The sequence below is a fragment of the Halorientalis sp. LT38 genome, from assembly GCF_037031225.1.
GTDB lineage: Archaea > Halobacteriota > Halobacteria > Halobacteriales > Haloarculaceae > Halorientalis > Halorientalis halophila.
Genome location: NZ_JAYEZN010000001.1, coordinates 2322960 through 2338640 on the forward strand (window position 1 = coordinate 2322960; position 15681 = coordinate 2338640).

At 69.1% G+C, this 15681-nt stretch carries 12 protein-coding genes; 6 read left to right on the forward strand and 6 right to left on the reverse strand.

Annotation, left to right across the window (positions count from 1 at the left end):
- Positions 1-15: 15 nt before the first annotated feature.
- Positions 16-1440, reverse strand: coding sequence for a dihydrolipoyl dehydrogenase (gene lpdA / locus U5918_RS11940; RefSeq protein WP_336001586.1), 1425 nt, complete (start codon positions 1438-1440; stop codon positions 16-18).
- Positions 1441-1513: 73 nt separating this feature from the next.
- Between lpdA and U5918_RS11945 the strand changes: the two genes are divergently transcribed.
- The gene (locus U5918_RS11945) at positions 1514-2050 is read left to right on the forward strand and encodes an HVO_2922 family protein (RefSeq protein WP_336001587.1); all 537 of its coding nucleotides are present in this window, start codon (positions 1514-1516) and stop codon (positions 2048-2050) included.
- A 7-nt stretch (positions 2051-2057) separates the two neighbouring features.
- Here U5918_RS11945 and U5918_RS11950 read toward each other — a convergent pair whose 3' ends face one another.
- The 4 genes from U5918_RS11950 to U5918_RS11965 form a co-directional block, all read right to left on the reverse strand.
- Positions 2058-3728 carry a dihydrolipoamide acetyltransferase family protein gene (locus U5918_RS11950; protein ID WP_336001588.1) on the reverse strand — a complete coding sequence of 557 codons (1671 nt, stop codon included), beginning with the start codon at positions 3726-3728 and terminating at the stop codon, positions 2058-2060.
- A 1-nt stretch (position 3729) separates the two neighbouring features.
- Positions 3730-4737, reverse strand: coding sequence for an alpha-ketoacid dehydrogenase subunit beta (locus U5918_RS11955; protein ID WP_336001589.1), 1008 nt, complete (start codon positions 4735-4737; stop codon positions 3730-3732).
- A gap of 1 nt (position 4738) precedes the next feature.
- Entirely contained in the window at positions 4739-5845 is a 1107-nt protein-coding gene (gene pdhA / locus U5918_RS11960) for a pyruvate dehydrogenase (acetyl-transferring) E1 component subunit alpha (RefSeq protein ID WP_336001590.1), read from the reverse strand.
- 284 nt (positions 5846-6129) lie between these two features.
- A complete protein-coding gene (locus U5918_RS11965; protein WP_336001591.1) occupies positions 6130-8199 on the reverse strand; it encodes a CARDB domain-containing protein in 2070 nt (689 codons plus the stop codon).
- 243 nt (positions 8200-8442) lie between these two features.
- Here U5918_RS11965 and U5918_RS11970 point away from each other — a divergent pair, with 243 nt between their 5' ends.
- On the forward strand, positions 8443-9597 hold the full coding sequence (locus tag U5918_RS11970) for a hypothetical protein (protein WP_336001592.1): 1155 nt from the start codon (positions 8443-8445) through the stop codon (positions 9595-9597).
- Here the strand turns inward: U5918_RS11970 and lipA are convergent, their stop codons facing one another.
- Positions 9598-10551, reverse strand: coding sequence for a lipoyl synthase (lipA, locus tag U5918_RS11975; RefSeq protein ID WP_336001593.1), 954 nt, complete (start codon positions 10549-10551; stop codon positions 9598-9600).
- A 112-nt stretch (positions 10552-10663) separates the two neighbouring features.
- Between lipA and U5918_RS11980 the strand changes: the two genes are divergently transcribed.
- From U5918_RS11980 to endA, 4 genes are all read left to right on the forward strand, one after another.
- A complete protein-coding gene (locus U5918_RS11980) occupies positions 10664-13030 on the forward strand; it encodes a DEAD/DEAH box helicase (RefSeq protein ID WP_336003328.1) in 2367 nt (788 codons plus the stop codon).
- Between the two features lie 187 nt (positions 13031-13217).
- On the forward strand, positions 13218-13460 hold the full coding sequence (locus tag U5918_RS11985; protein WP_336001594.1) for a DUF8028 family protein: 243 nt from the start codon (positions 13218-13220) through the stop codon (positions 13458-13460).
- Positions 13461-13697: 237 nt separating this feature from the next.
- Positions 13698-14432: a DUF91 domain-containing protein gene (locus U5918_RS11990; RefSeq protein ID WP_336001595.1), complete on the forward strand. Its 735-nt coding sequence runs from the start codon at positions 13698-13700 to the stop codon at positions 14430-14432.
- A gap of 87 nt (positions 14433-14519) precedes the next feature.
- Entirely contained in the window at positions 14520-15545 is a 1026-nt protein-coding gene (gene endA, locus U5918_RS11995; protein WP_336001596.1) for a tRNA-intron lyase, read from the forward strand.
- The last annotated feature ends 136 nt before the right edge of the window (positions 15546-15681 follow it).

Consider the following 15681-nt stretch of genomic DNA (forward strand, 5'->3'; position numbering starts at 1 on the left):
ACGGCCTGCCCTCACTCAGCGGTTGAGCGTGTGGATCGCCTGCCCCATCGCGTTCGCGGCCGCCTCCATCACGGCCTCCGACAGGGTGGGGTGGGTGTGGACCGTCGCGGCCAGATCCTCGAGCGTCGCGCCCATCTCGACGGCCAGGCTGACCTCCGCGATCAACTCCGAGGCCTCCGGACTGACGATCTGGGCGCCGAGGACGAACCCCTCCGTGCCGTCCGCGACGATCCGGACGAACCCCTCCGCATCGTCGTGTGTGAGCGCGCGCCCGGACGCTCGCAGGGGCAGTTCCCCGACGACGGGGTCGAAGCCCGCCTCCTCGGCCTCGCGTTCGGTCATCCCGACCGTCCCGATCTCCGGGTCGGTGAACACCGCCGCGGGGATCGCCTGCTGGTCGAGCGCCGCCGGTTCGCCGGCGATGACCTCCGCTGCGACCTCGCCGGCTTTCATGCCTTCGTGGGCGAGCATCGGCTCGCCGGCCACGTCGCCGACGGCGAAGACGTGCTCGACGTTCGTCCGCGCCCGGTCGTCGGTGGGCACGAACCCGTCGTCGTCGGTCTCGACGCCCGCCGCGTCCAGGCCGACGGTGTCGGTCACCGGTTCTCGACCCACGGCGACCAGCGCCTTCGTCGCGTCGTACTCCGAGACCGAGCCGTCCTCGCCCTCGGTGACGACGGTCAGCCCCTCGTCGCGTTCGGTCCAGTCCGCGGCGGCCTCGCCGAAGTGGAAGTCGATGCCGAGTTCCTGGGCGCGTTGCGTGACGACGCGGGTCACGTCCGCCTCGTAGCCGGGGAGGGCCTGATCGAGCGCCTCGACCACCGTCACGTCACTGCCGGCCTTCGCGTAGACCGTCGCCAGTTCCATGCCGATGTAGCCGGCGCCGACCACGAGCAGGCTGTCCGGCACAGATTGGAGCGCGAGCGCCCCGCGCGAGGAGAGGATCCGCTCGCCGTCGAAGGGCAGCGACGGAAGTTCGACGGGTCGGCTCCCCGTCGCCACGACGGCGTGTTCGAACTCGACGGACTCGGAGCCCTGGCCTTCGCCGCCGTGGGCGATCCGCGCCGTGTTCTCGTCGGCGAACTCCGCAGTGCCCTCGATCATGTTGACGCCGTTGCCCTTGCAGAGGCGCTCGACGCCGGTCGTGAGCTGATCGACCACCTCGTCCTTCCACGCGCTCATCCCGGCCATGTCGATCGCCGGGTCGGCGTGGACGCCCATGTGCTCGGCCTCGCGGGCGTCGTTGGCCACGTCCGTCGCGGAGATGAGTGCCTTCGAGGGAATACAGCCGTGATTGAGACAGGTGCCCCCGTAGGCGTCTTTCTCGACGAGGGTGACGTCCAGGTCGAGCTGGGCGGCGCGGATCGCCGCCACGTAGCCTCCTGGGCCCGCGCCGATTACCAGTACGTCGGTGCCAGTCGCGATGTCGCCGACAACCATACCCCCGGCAACGCACCCCTGGGGTTTGAGGTTGCGGGTTGGGTTTATCCGCCGCCGGCCCGAAATTTCGCCTGTGGAAGACCAACTGTTCTCGCGGACCGACCGCCGCGATGCCGCGGAGACCGCGGCCCTGCTCCGCTCGCTCGCCGACGACCTCGAATCCGGGATCGGCTTCGACGCCCTGGCGGGCGAAGACGTCGACCTCGGCGTTCCGACCGAGATGACCGTCGAGTTCGAGGTCGACCGGGTGACGACCGAGACGGGCGAGGACGAACGCGAACTGGAAGTGGAACTGACGTGGGACCCGGCCGACGAGCGCGAGGCCGACGTGGCCCAGACGGCAGGGACCGACGGCCCGCCCACGACGGACGCCGCCGACACGCCCGCGGGCCCGACGAACGCGCCGGGCGCGGTCGCAGGGATCGACTCGCAGGCCGATTTCGAGGTGTACCGGGACAAGGCCGACGAGTGGCGCTGGCGGCTCCGCCACCGCAACGGCAACATCGTCGCCGACAGCGGCGAGGGCTACGCCCGCAAGCGCGGGGCGATAAACGGCCTGGAGAGCGTCCAGCGCAACGCGCCGGGCGCGGACGTGGAGATCGACGAGTAGCGCGGCGCTACTCTAGCAAGAGTAGCGTCGGGTCGCGCAGGTACTCCTTGAGGGTGTTCGTGAACCGGGCAGCCTCCGCGCCGTCGATGACCCGGTGGTCGATCGACAGCGAGAGCGTCATGACGTGGCGCGGGACGACCTCGTCGGTCCCATCCTCTCCAGTTACCACCCACGGCCGCTTCTGCACGGCTCCGAGGCCGAGAATTGCGGTCTCCGGGTAGTTGATGATCGGCGTGGCGTACTCCCCGCCGATGGCCCCGAAGTTCGTGATCGTGAAGGTCCCGCCCTGCATCTCCTCCCTGCTGATCGAGCGGTCACGGGCTTTCCCGACGAGTTCGTTCGCCTCGCCGGCGATGTCGAGGAGGGACTTCTCGCCGGCGCCCTTCACGACTGGCACCATCAGCCCCGCGTCGGTGGCGGTGGCGACGCCGACGTTGTACTCGCCGCGGGTGACGATCTCCTCGTTTTCCTCGTCGAGCTGTGAGTTCAGGATGGGGTACTCCCGGAGGGCGGCGACGACGGCCTTCACGACGAAGGGGAGGTAGGTGAGCTTGATCCCCCGCTCGGCGGCGCGGTCGGCGAGGTCCTCGCGGGCCTCGACCAGCCGGGTCACGTCCACCCGGTCGTGGTGGGTGACGTGGGGCGCGGTGAACTTCGAGCGCTCCATCTGCTGGCCGATGGTCCGGCGGACGCCGCGGTAGGGGATGCGTTCGTCGGCCTGGACGGCGGTGGGCGAGGCGGCGTCGCTGCCGTTCTCGCCGCCGCCCGCGACGGCCGTCGCGTCGGCTTGCTGTGCGGCCCGCTGGCGCTCGGCGTACTCCCGGACCGCCTCGGTGGTCACCAGGGCCTCGCCCTCTCGCTCCTCGGTCGCGGGCACGGCGTCGATGTCCACGTCGAGTTCCTTCGCGACGCCCCGGGTCGCCGGGGTCGCCAGCGTCCGGTCGCGCGCAGGTGATTCCGGCGAGGCCGCGCCTTCCGTGGTCGGTTGCGTCCCCTCGGCCACGGTCGGCTGCGCGCCGCCCAGGGGTTCCTCGGCCTCGGCGATGGCGGCTTCGCGGTCGTCGTCGTCGTCGATCTCGCTCGGCTCCGCGGCGGGTTCGCCCTCGTTCGCCTCGGCCGCGGCCGGTTCCGTCTCGGCCTCGCTGGCCTGCTCGTCGGGTTCGGCCGCGGCGTGAACGTCCATCGTGGTGACCCGGCCACCCGGTCCGGACCCGTCGACGGCGGCGAGATCCACGCCGAGTTCGCGGGCCAGGCGGCGAGCGCTGGGTGCGGCGAACACCCGGCCGCCCGTCGCTCCGTTCGCGCTGGGGCCTGCTTCGGCGCCCGTTTCGGCGGCCTCCGAGGCTGTGGCGTCGGCCGTGGCGTCCGTCGCCGCCTCCGAGTCCTCGCCTTCCACAGAGTCGGACTCCGTCCGACTTGCTCCCGACTCGCTTCGCTCGTCGGGAACCTCGAAGACGATGATTACCTCTCCGACGGGGACGACCTCGCCGGCCTCGGCTCGCAGCTCTTTGACCGTCCCGTTCACCGGGGAGGGGACCTCGACGACGGCCTTGTCGGTCTCGACCTCCGCGACGGGCTGGTCCTCGGAGACGGGGTCGCCCGGTTCGACCAGCCACTGGACGATCTCGCCCTCGGCGACGCCCTCGCCCACGTCTGGGAGTTTGAACTCGACGGGCATGTCAGAACTCCGCAGTCTCCCGGATGCCGTCCTCGATGCGGGCGGCCTCGGGCAGGTAGTAGTCCTCCAGCGCGTAGAGCGGGTAGGGCGTGTCGAAGCCCGTCACGCGGTTGATCGGGGCCTCCTGGTAGAGGAGGACGTCCTCCTGGATGGTGGCGATGATCTCGCCGGCGAGGCCCCCCGTCTTCGGGGCCTCGTGGACGACGACGGCGCGGCCGGTCTTCCGGAAGGACTCGAGGATGGCCTCCTCGTCCATCGGCGAGAGCGTCCGGAGGTCGACCACCTCGCAGTCGATACCCTCCTCGGCGAGGTTCTCGGCGGCCTCCATCGTCGGGCGGGTCATCGCGCCCCAGGTGAACACGGAGACGTCTTCGCCCTCGCGGCGGACGGCGGCCTCGCCGAGTGGGACGGTGTAAGGCTCGTCGGGCACCTCCTCGCGGAACGCGCGGTAGATGAGCTTCGGTTCGAGGAAGATCACGGGGTCGGGGTCGCGGATAGCCGAGGCCAGCAGCCCCTTGGTGTCGTAGGGGGTCGAGGGGATCACCACCTTGAGGCCGGGTTCGTGGACGAAGAAGGCCTCCTTGGACTCGGAGTGGTGTTCGGGTGCGCGGATGCCGCCGCCGTAGGGCGCCCGGATCACGAGCGGGCAGGTGAAGCGGCCGCGGCTGCGGGTGCGCATCCGGGCGGCGTGGGAGACGATCTGGTCGAAGGCGGGGTAGATGAACCCCATGAACTGGATCTCGGGCACGGGGCGGAGGCCGTAGGCGGCCATGCCGACGGCAGTGCCGACGATGCCCGACTCCGCCAGGGGCGTGTCGATCACCCGGTCACCGCCGAACTCGTCGATGAGGCCCTGTGTGGCCCGGAAGACGCCGCCGTTCTCGCCGACGTCCTCGCCCATCACGAGCACGTCCTCGTCGCGTTGCATCTCGCCGTACAGCCCGTCGCGGACGGCCTGTACGAGCGTCAACTCCTGTGCCTCGGTCTCGGTGTCGGTTGCCTGGCTCATGTTATTCGAGGAGGGCGTCGTCGCCGTGGGTCTCTCTGATGCGCTCGAAGTACTCCAGCTGCTGCTGTAAGCGTTTGGGCATGTCCGCGTAGACGTGTGCGAACAACTCCGTCGGTTCCGGTCGCGTGACGGATTCGGCGGCCTCGATGGCCTCGGCCACGCGGTCCTCGTTCTCGCGCTCGATGGCGTCGATCCGCTCGTCGTCGAGCAACCCTCGCTCGACGAGGAAGTTCTCCAGTCGCGGGATCGGGTCCTTGCGCTTCCACTCCTCGACCTCCGCGTCGTCGCGGTACACCGAGGGGTCGTCGGCCGTCGTGTGCGCGCCGAAGCGGTACTGGACCGCCTCGATCATTGTCGGCCGCAACTCCTCCTCCGGCGGGTCTCTGGCCTTCTCGACGGCTTCACGGGTCACCTGGTAGACGGCGAGGGGGTCCATGCCGTCCACCTGGACGCCCTCGAAGCCGTAGGCGTGGGCCTTCTGGGCTAGCGTCGCGCTCGCGGTCTGGCGCTCCCGGGGCACCGAGATGGCCCACTGGTTGTTGTTGCAGAAGAAGACCGTGGGCGTGTCGAACACGCCGGCGAAGTTGAGCCCCTCGTGGAAGTCGCCCTCGCTGGTCGCGCCGTCCCCGAAGTAACAGAGGAAAGCTTTGTGCTCGCCCTTGAGTTTCGAGGCCCAGGCCGCCCCCGTCGCGTGGGGGATCTGGGTCGCGATGGGGACCGCCATCGTGAACATCGCCACGTCCTCCGGGATCGCGTTCCCGGCCTCGTGGCCCATCCAGAACAGGAGGACCTGTTTTAGCGGAACCCCACGCACGAGCGCCGCGCCGGCCTCCCGGTAGCTCGGAAAGAGCCAGTCCTCGTCGGCCAGTGCGTGGGCGCTCCCGACCTGCGAGGCCTCCTGGCCGGAGAGTGGCGGATAGGTGCCCATGCGGCCCTGCCGCTGGAGCGACACCGCCCGCCGGTCGAAGTGGCGGGCTAACCTGATCTCTCGGTACATCTCGACGAGGACGTCGTCGTCGATCTCGGGAACCGTCGCGCCCTCCCTGACCTGGCCCGTCTCGTCGAGGATCTCGACCCGTTCGCCCGGGTCACGCTGCAGGGTGCTCATATCGCCCTCCGACAACACATACCACACACGTCGCGTCCCTCGGTAATAGGTTTTTGGCAAATAGCTTTCGTTACCATCTAATCTTGCCCGGTGGACTGGACGCGACCGCAGACCGATCCGCCCAAAATACGAAATTCGGCGCTCAGATGCCGGAAGAACTGAATGCGCGTGGAATTCCCTCGTCCGGGCCGGTCGCTGTCCGGAAACCACCGACGGGGCGGCGCTGGTGCTGGTTCGAGCCGAGGAGAATCGAAAACGCGTTACAGGCTAGTGTCGGCCTCGGGTCACTCCACCGGTTCGCTATCGAACTCGATGTGGAGCTCCAGCACCATCTCGTTCACCCCGGCGCCGGCGGGCAGTCCGACGTCGCCGTCGACGGTGGAGTCGAGGACCCCACAACCCCGCGCACTCGGAACGCTGAACTCGTTGTCGACCAGCGTCGCGTTGGTCGTCCCGGTCGTGATGACCGACCTGGTACTCCCGTTGGTGCCGGCCAGGCTGCCGCTGTCACCGGTCGTGCCGTTCACGACCACGGGCATCCCGCAGTCCTCGCCCTGGCCGAGCCCGAGGGTCGCGAAGGTGGCTGCCTCGAACGTACTGGATCCGGTCGCGGTGTCGAGCGACCCGGTGACCGTCTCCGTCGCCGAGATATTCGTCGGCACGTCGCCGAGCGTCTGGGAACTGAAGGGGATCTCCGGGAATCGGAAGTTCTCGGGCGTGACCGTGTACTCGCCGGAGACCTGGTCGAAGTTCGCGGTGAACTGCGCACAGCCCAGTGACTCGTTCGCCGGGTTCCCGTTCGGACAGTCCGGGACGTCGCCGCGGCTGTCGTTGTGGCCGACTTCGAGGTACCCCTCCTCGACGTAGGCCGTGAACGACTTGTACTCGGGCAGCGAGTCGTCCGTCGAGCCGTCCGCCGACACGACCGAGACCTCCTGGGTGACGGTGTCGTTGTCGGTGTACACGCCGAACGTGATCGTCCCGCCGGGCAGCGACTCCGCTAGCGGGAGCGTCAGGTTCTCCGTCGTTCGCTCGCCGGGACCGAGCGTGACCGTGCGCTCCTCCAGCGTCTCGATGGTGCCGTCGCCGTCGACGTCCACCCCGAACCCGCCGGTCTGGGTCCCCTCCCTGCCGCCGGTGTTCTCGATGTCGATCGACCCCTCGATCGTCTCACCGGCCTGGACGGATTCGGGCGCCTGCAGGTTCGACAGCTGGAAGTTCGGCGCCGAGTCGGCGCTGTTGACCTGCACGCTCGCGCTCAGGGAGTCGTTCTCCGTCTGGACCGTCGCCGAGGAAGAGCCGGCGTCACCGGTCTGGGTGGGCACCGACAGCGTGACTTCCTGGCTCGCGCCGCCGGCCAGGGTCACGTCGGAACTGTCGCTCTCGTCGAGCACCGACAGCGTGACCGTCTGCGTGCCCTCCAGGTCGCCGGTGTTCTGGACCGTCGCGTCGAGAGTCAGCGTCTCGCCTTCCGTCACCGGCGAGTTCGTGTCGATGTTCGAGACCTGGAAGTTCGCCGGCTGATCGGGCTGCTGGGACTCCAGCGTGATCTGCGCGGTCGCTGAGTCGTTGGCCGTTGAGACGCCGTGCGTGTAGGTACCGGCCGATAGCGAACTCGTGTCGACGTCGAAGGTCACCGTGGTGCTCCCAGCGCTGGCCAGGCTCTCGTCCTGGCTCGCGAGCTCCTCGAGTGTGCCGTCGCCGTCCGTGTCGACGCCGAAGGAGACCGTCTGCGTGCCTTCGGACTCGCCGACGTTCTCGACGGTCGCCGAGACGGTGATCGTATCACCGACCGTCGCCGTGCCCGGTGCCTGCAGGTTCGAGACCTGGAAGTCCGCGGGTCCGGCCGGGTCGGTGTCGTTCCCGTCGTCACCGTCGCCGCCGTCGTCACCGTCGCCGCCGTCACCGATACCGCCGAAGTCGGGTGCTTCACCGTCACCGATGCCGGAGAAGTCGGGGCCCTCACCGGCACCCGATCCGATGCCACCGAAATCCGGTCCGTCGCCGTCGCCACCGATGCCGCCGAAGTCCGGCCCGTCGCCGTTGCCGATGCCGGTGAAGTCGGGGGCGTCGCCGCTCCCGCTCCCGATGCCGGAGAAGTCCGGCGCGTCATCCGAATCGCCGAAGCTAAAGCCCGGCGAGTCCCGGATCCCGCTGAAATCGAAGACCGGGCCGTTGCTGTCTCCACTGAACTGGAATTCGCCTCCGCTCTCGTTGCCGTCGAGTTCGAAGTCGAATTCCTCGGTGTCCTCTGACTGTGCGGCTGCCGTCGTCGCGGCCGCGAGCGTCCCCGTCACCGCGAGGAGCGCGATCAATCCCCCCACGAGCAACGCTCGTCTGATCCCGGATACCATGATTTCCCTTAGGATAGCATGGGGACAGCGGATAATAATTTTACTGCAAGCAATTCGAAACGAACCCGAAGCACGGAGACGGCCGACGACTGCGAAGGTGGGCGTCCGGATCGGGCAGGTGACAATTGTCGTCGGGAGCGTTTCCGTCGAGCGTCGTCGGACCGGACCTGCTGGAGAGGGCCGTCGTCGCGGCGACCGCGCGCTCCCGGAAGGTTTATAGTCTGAATGACTTCTCTCGGAGACGTGTCAGCGAGTCACTTGGTCGAGCGAGACGATTCATTTCGGTTACTCTTCCAGTATTCCGTCGCCACGACGGCGCTGCTGCTCGCGGCCCGCCTCGGGGTATTCCCCGGATCGCTGGCACCACTGATCCGATTCGGGATGTTCGAGATACTGGTCGTGCCGATACAGTGGGCCATGTACTTCGTGGGGGTTCTCGTCGTCGTTGCGAGTACTTCCGGGCCGGGAGCGTTCGCCGCGCCACTGAACGGCGGCCCGGATCCGGACGAGGTCGATAGCGTCGGGTATGGGTCGGCCCTGGACCGGGTTACCCTGCCCTCCCTTGGCGCGACGGCCATCGGTGCCGTCATCGGGGGGTGGCTGGTCGTCGCCGTCCCCGACTGGCTCTCAGCGCTGCTTCCGAGGGTGGCGCTGTCGGCCGCGGCCGTCGCGTTCGTCCTCGCCGGCGTTGCCGTCCCGGTGCGGGGCGTCGACACGGCGCTCTCGACCGCCGGTGGGACCGTCTTCCTGCTCCTGGTGCCGATGCTCACCTACCCCGTTCTGGGATTCTTCGGCCTCGCCCTCGCGGCCGTGGTCGCGCTCCCCGCGCTCGTCGTCGTCCGTGGCTGGTCGCGCGGCGGCGCACCGGTCGGTGGTCGTCTCGCGCTGTCGATGGCCGTCGGGCTGTCGCTGGTCGCTGGCGGCGCGATGGCCTACGACCTGTCGGGACCACGACCGACCGAGTCGCTCGACACCGACGAGACGGTGAACCTCTCGACCGCAGAGAACAGGACGTACGCGCGCACTGACGAAGCCGAGGACCGCCCGATGGTCCGGGTCGGGAGCCTCAGAGTCCATAACGAGTTCCGTTTCACGCGGACCGCGACCCTCCCTTCGTACGACGCCTGTCTCTACGGTGAGAACGGAACTCGCCCCGTCGAGCGACGGGCCTTCGCCCCAGTCGCCGAGACCGACGGCTGGGTTCACCCCGTCGACGACGTGCGACTCGCTGGCGGCGAGCACCGTCAGTTCGGTGTCGTGGTTCTCCTCGATAACGTCGAGGGCCGTTCGCTGGCAGAGGTCCGAGAACTGGGAACCGTCCCGGTCCGCCTTGCAGATAGCCGTCCCGAGACGACCGACGGCCCGGCGCTTGTGCTGGTTCCAGACGACGAAAACTGACTACTCGCCCGCCCGCGCCTGTTCGCGAGCCACTGCCGGGTCCGTACCGTCCTGCACGGCCTCGACGAACAGTTCGCCGGCCCGATACGAGGAGCGGACCATCGGGCCGGAGGCACAGTAGAGGAATCCTAACTCCTCTTCGGCCACGCGACGCCAGGTGTCGAAGGCGTCGGGGTGGACGTACTCGGAGACCTCCAGATGCGAGCGCGAGGGCTGGAGGTACTGCCCCAGCGTCACCACGTCGACGCCCACCGTTTTGAGGTCTCGCAGCGTCTGGTAGATCTCGTGGTCGTACTCGCCGACGCCGAGCATCAGGCTGGTCTTGGTGTAGAGCTCCGACTCCCGATCGACCTGTCGGAGCACCGAGAGGGACTGCTCGTAGCCGGCTCTCCGATCCCGGACCGGCCACTGGAGCCGATCCACCGTCTCGATATTGTGCGCGATCACGTCCGGTTCGGCGTCGACGATTTTCTGGACGAGTTCGGGGTCACCCCGGAAGTCGGGGATCAGACACTCGACCAGAATGCCGGGGTGGCGCTCCTTGATCGCCCGGATCGTCTCGGCGAAGTGGCCCGCGCCCTGGTCGGGCAGGTCGTCGCGGTCGACGCTCGTCAGGACGACGTAGTCGAGGCCGATCTCCGCCACGGCGTCGGCGACCTGCTGGGGCTCCTCGGGGTCGAGGGGGTCCATCCCGCCGGTCTCGACGTCGCAGAAGTTACAGCCCCGCGAGCAGCGCTCGCCCATGAGCATGAACGTCGCCGTTCCGGGACCGTCTCTGCCGCTCCAGCACTCTCCGAGGTTGGGGCAGTTGGCCTCCTCGCAGACGGTGTTGAGGTCGTGCTCGCGCAGGATGCCCTTGATGTCCGCGAATCGCTCGCCCGACGGCGGGCGGGTCTTGAGCCAGTCGGGCTTGCGGGCGCGACTCATTGCCGGGTAGTTGGCGCGGTCGCGCAAAAGACGTTGGGTTCTCGGGGCCCGAGACCACTTTCGCTCCGCGACGGAAACGCCTATACTGCCGGCACTCCCGGATCCGGTAGTGGCAGGCAGCGCAGATCACGAGCCGCAGGTGGCCGTCGACGAGATCCTCCCTGCGTACGCCGACGCCTTCCCGTTCGAGTCGTTCAACCGGATGCAGTCGGCCGCCGTGCCGGCGATCCTCGAGGGCGACGACAACGTGGTCGTCAGCGCGCCGACCGCCAGCGGCAAGACCGCCCTCGCCGAGGTCGCCATCTGTCGGGTGCTGGAGGCGGGCGGCACCGCCCTCTTCCTGGCCCCGCTCCGGGCGCTGACCAACGAGAAGGAGAGCGAGTGGGAACGCTTCGAGGACATGGGCTACTCGGTGTACGTCGTCACCGGCGAGCGCGACCTCAACCCCCGCCGGGCCGAGCGGGCCGACATCCTCGTGATGACCCCCGAGAAGGCCGACTCGGCCACGCGGAAACACGACTCTCCCCGGTACGGGTTCGTCACCGACGTGGACTGCTGCATCATCGACGAGGTCCACCTGCTCGACTCCGATCGGAGAGGCTCGGTGCTGGAAGTCACCGTCTCCCGGCTCCGCCGGCTCTGTGACCCGCGAATCGTCGCGCTCTCGGCGACCATGCCGAACGTCGACGACGTGGCCGAGTGGCTCGACGCCCCCGACGCGACCACCTTCGCCTTCGGCGAGGAGTACCGCCCGGTACCCCTCGAGGCCGGCGTCAAGACCTACACCCACGGCGAGAACGCCTTCGCCGACAAGTACCGCCGGCTCTATCGCGCACTCGATCTGGTCGAACCGCACCTCCGCGAGGACGGGCAGGCGCTCGTGTTCGTCTCCTCCCGGCAGGACACCGTCCAGGCGGCCAAGAAGGCTCGCGACGAGATCGCCGAGCGGGACGTGCCGATGGGCGCACGCGGCGACTACGACTTCCACCAGGACGCCGAACAGCTGAACAACCAGACGCTCCGCAAGTCCGTGCTCGACGGGGTGGGCTTCCACCACGCCGGCCTCTCGAAGGGCGACAAGAACCTCGTCGAGGAGTGGTTCAAGGAGGGGACCCTCGAACTGCTGTTCTCGACCTCGACGCTGGCGTGGGGGGTCAACCTCCCCGCGCGCTGCGTCGTCATCCGGGACACGAAGCTCCACGACCCGCTCGAAGGGGAGGTGGACATGAGCCCGCTCGACGTCCTGCAGATGCTCGGGCGGGCGGGCCGGCCCGGCTACGACGACCGGGGGTACGCCTGGGTCGTCTGCGACGGCGCGGACGCCGACAAGTACCGCCAGTTGCTCCGCGACGGCAAGGACATCGAGTCCCGCCTCGCCGCCGACCTCGACGCCCACCTCAACGCCGAGATCGTCCTCGGCACAGTGCGGGACCTGGAGGACGTGATGGAGTGGATCGAGACGACGTTCTACGCCGTCCGGGCCCGTTCGGCACCGGACCGGTACGAGTCCGACGGCCAGATGCGCGACCGCGTTAGCGACACGCTAGAGAGCCTGGTCGACCGGGGCTTCGTCGAGATGGACGAGGAGTTGCGGCTCTCGCCCACCAGACTGGGACGGCTGGCCTCGAAGTTCTACCTCCGGCTGGACACGGCCAAGGAGTTCGCCGATCTGGCGGCCAGGGCCGACGGCGGCGAGGACGGGACGGCGACCACGCTGACCACCGACGACGTGCTCCGGGCGGTCGCGACGGCCGCCGAGTTCGACAGCGCGAGCGCCCGCAAGGACGAACGCGACGCCGTCCGGGCGGTGCTCGGCGACCGCGCCCGCGACCTCGATCCCGGCCCGCGGAAGGTGCTGGCCATCCTCGACTCCAGCATGGACGGCGCGACGCCGACCGAACTCCGGAGCGACGCGTGGGTGATCCGCCAGAACGCGCTGCGCCTTCTGGCCGCCCTTCGATCGTTCCTCGATCACCTCGGGACGGCGGCCGCGGCCAACCTCGCCGCGCGCGCCGAGGCCCGGATCGAACACGGCGTCAGCGAGGACGCCGTCGGGCTGACCGCCCTCGACGGCGTCGGCTCCGGCCGGGCCTCCCGGCTTGCGTCCGAGGGACTCCGGACCCCGGCCGACGTTCGAGCCGCGGGCGTCTCCGGGCTGGTCGATGCGGGCCTCGCAGAAGGCGTCGCCGAACAGGTTCACGAGAGCGCGCGTTCGATGCCCGACGTCCGCTTCGACTGGGGTGCGTTCCCCGACGCCGTCGCGAGCGGCGCCAACGAGATGTGCGAGGTCACCGTGACGAACGACGGGGACGGCGCCCGCGCGGGCGTCCGCGTCACGGTGAACGACCACGAGATGACGACGACCGACTCCTACCTCGGGACCGCGACGCTCCCGGTGGGGGTCTTCGGCGGCGACGCCGCCGCGCTGACCTACGCCGTCGAGGTCCACTTTCCCGACCTGCCGCTCCCGCCCGTTACCGACTCGCGGACGGTCGACGTCGAGTGAGCGGGAAACGGGGCCAGATCGGTTTTTGAAACTTCTAAACGATTCTAGGACGATCGTAAAACGACGCGACGCCCGGTAAAATGTGGTTGGGGTGCGCTGAATTCGCAAAAACGAGATGAATTCTCGGGAACCATCTTCCACCTATATGGAGCAATCCGTCCAAGGGGTGAGTGCAGGGAGACCCACGATGTCCACGCAACCCTCCACCCACGACGCTCGCCCCGACTGGATCGGCCGCTTCGATCAGCCCCGCCGACGGTTCCTGGCCCCGCTGCAGGCCGTGGGCTTCTGGAGCGCGATCGTGCTCCCGCTCGTGTTGTTCCCCATGATGGTCTCTGGACTGGCCGGCGAGTCCCTCCCGCTGTTCGCCGCCCTCGTGGGCGCGAACCTCGCCGGCGCGGTCCTGGGCCGGGATTACAACCGAGACTGACGTCGTGGACAGTGGGCTCCCCTGCCCTGCGTCCCCGCCCCGTCTCCACTCGACCCCGTCCCCACACGGCGCCGCCCGCTGCCCGTCCCCGCGACCCGACACAGTTCCCCACCCCATCACCCCGGATCGGCTCGCTCCCGTGCCGATCCGTTCCCACCCCGACCCCGTTCCACGCACTCTCTCCCACTCGGACTTTCGCCCGGAGATTTATGTACCGAACCGGGACCAGCCCCGGCCATGCACGAGGGAACGCGCGTGCTGGCCGGCCAGTGTACGACCACGACCGACGCCGACCCTGCGACCCGGAAACGGGGCGACGTCGTCGTCGTCTGCAAACCCGACAACACCGTCCTGGTCCACGACGCCGAGGGCTACCGCCCGGTCGAGTGGCTCACCCGCGCCGAGACGGTTCGGGTCGTCGACGGCGTGCTCACCGCGACCGACGGCGACGAGCACCTCCGCGTCGAGGTCCACGAGGAGTACGGCAGTTCGAGTTATCCGACCTCCGCCGCTGGCACGCCGATCGGGGACTGCCCGATCTGCGACGGCCGACTCGTGCGGGACGAGGGGACGGTGACCTGTCTCGGCTGTCGGGACGTCTACGGCCTGCCGCGCGACGCGACTCTGCTGACGGACGCGGGGAACTGCGAGTGCGGGCGCCCGCGGATGCGCGTCGAGCGCGGGCGCGCGTTCGAGGTCTGTCTCGACCGCGACTGCGAGTCGCTGGACGAGCGGGTAAAGGAAGCCTTCGACCGCGAGTGGGACTGTCCGGACTGTGACGGTGACCTGCGCGTGCTCAGGCGAGGAGGCCTGCTCGCCGGCTGTGAGAACTACCCCGACTGCGACACCGGGTGGGGGATTCCCACGGGAACGGTCGCGGGCGAGTGCGACTGCGGGCTGCCGCTGTTCGATACCGGGAACGGTCCCCGGTGTCTGGATACGGGGTGTCTCGCACTGGAGAATCAGGCGTGAGTCGGCCAATCACCTCCTCGGTGGACCCCCTGTCCACCGTCCGGCCAGACCGTGGGGGCTTTGTCCACGCGCGGGCGAGACGATGGCATGGACGCGACGCTGTCCGGTGGCGTGGTCCGGGCCGGTCGACAGGCACGCGAGCAGTTCCACGACGCCCGCGGCTACGGCCACCCCGACGGCCAGGACCTGCTGCTTTCGCCCGTCGAGGCCGCACACCTGCTCTATCGCGGCGACCTGGACGCGGTCGACGGCATGGGCTTCCGCGACTTCCTGGTCTCGGCCGCCTGTCCGGACCTGCACTTCCTGGTGTACAAGGATCTGCGGGATCGGGGCTTTTACCTCTCGCCGACGAGCGCCGACTGGGTCGACGACGAGAGCGGCGCGGACCTGGTGGTCTACCCCCGCGGCAAGGGCCCCTGGGACGACGAGGTCGCCTACCGGATACGGATCGTCAGCGAGCGCGCGACGGTGCCGGCCGCCGATCTGGGCGACGTGGTGCTGGCGGTCGTCGACGAGGAGAGCGAGATCACCTATCTCGAGACCGACCGCCCCGAGATCGAGGGGTCGACCGACTACGACCCGCCGGCCGACGTGCCCGGCTCCCTCCTGGAGGACCGGGTGCTGGTCTGGGAGCCCCCCGAAGAACTCTACGAGCGGGGGTTCTACGGCCAGCCGCTGGACCGGGACGGCGAGTCGGTCGAGACGCTACAGCTCTCCCTCGTGGAGGCCGCCCACCTCGTTCGCCAGGGGGCACTCGCGCTGGGTACCGACGGGGACGACGAGACGGCGGTCGTCGAGCGCGGCCAGCGCGTCGAGGGCGACCGCTTCGACCGCCGGCTCCGGGTTTACGCCGCGCTCCGGGAGGCCGGGGTGGTTCCCAAGACCGGCTACAAGTTCGGTGCGGACTTCCGGACCTACGCGGACGTGGAGTCCGTCTCCGAACTGAGTCACTCCGAGTTGCTGGTGCGAGTGGTGCCCGAGGCGCACGGATTCGCGCCGCGGGACCTCGCGCTGGACGTGCGACTGGCCGGCGGCGTCCGCAAGCGGATGGTGTTCGCGCTCACTGGCCCGGACGGGATCGCGTGGCTCTCGGCCGAGCGGCTGACGCCGTGAAACTCGGGCGTCGGGCGCCGGGATTGGAAACCGTTAAACGACTGCTGGGGGTTACCTTCTTCCAAGATGGCCGCTCCCTGGCGATGGCGCTGGCGCGACGCGACGGGAGCGGACAGTCTCGCGACCCGGTCCGTGC

Coding starts and splice junctions, on each gene's coding strand:
- lpdA (WP_336001586.1), bottom strand. CDS start 1,440: ATGGTTGTCGGCGACATCGCGACTGGCACCGACGTACTGGTAATCGGC.
- U5918_RS11955 (WP_336001589.1), bottom strand. CDS start 4,737: ATGAGCCAGGCAACCGACACCGAGACCGAGGCACAGGAGTTGACGCTC.
- U5918_RS11950 (WP_336001588.1), bottom strand. CDS start 3,728: ATGCCCGTCGAGTTCAAACTCCCAGACGTGGGCGAGGGCGTCGCCGAG.
- endA (WP_336001596.1), top strand. CDS start 14,520: ATGGACGCGACGCTGTCCGGTGGCGTGGTCCGGGCCGGTCGACAGGCA.
- U5918_RS11985 (WP_336001594.1), top strand. CDS start 13,218: ATGTCCACGCAACCCTCCACCCACGACGCTCGCCCCGACTGGATCGGC.
- pdhA (WP_336001590.1), bottom strand. CDS start 5,845: ATGAGCACCCTGCAGCGTGACCCGGGCGAACGGGTCGAGATCCTCGAC.
- U5918_RS11990 (WP_336001595.1), top strand. CDS start 13,698: ATGCACGAGGGAACGCGCGTGCTGGCCGGCCAGTGTACGACCACGACC.
- U5918_RS11965 (WP_336001591.1), bottom strand. CDS start 8,199: ATGGTATCCGGGATCAGACGAGCGTTGCTCGTGGGGGGATTGATCGCG.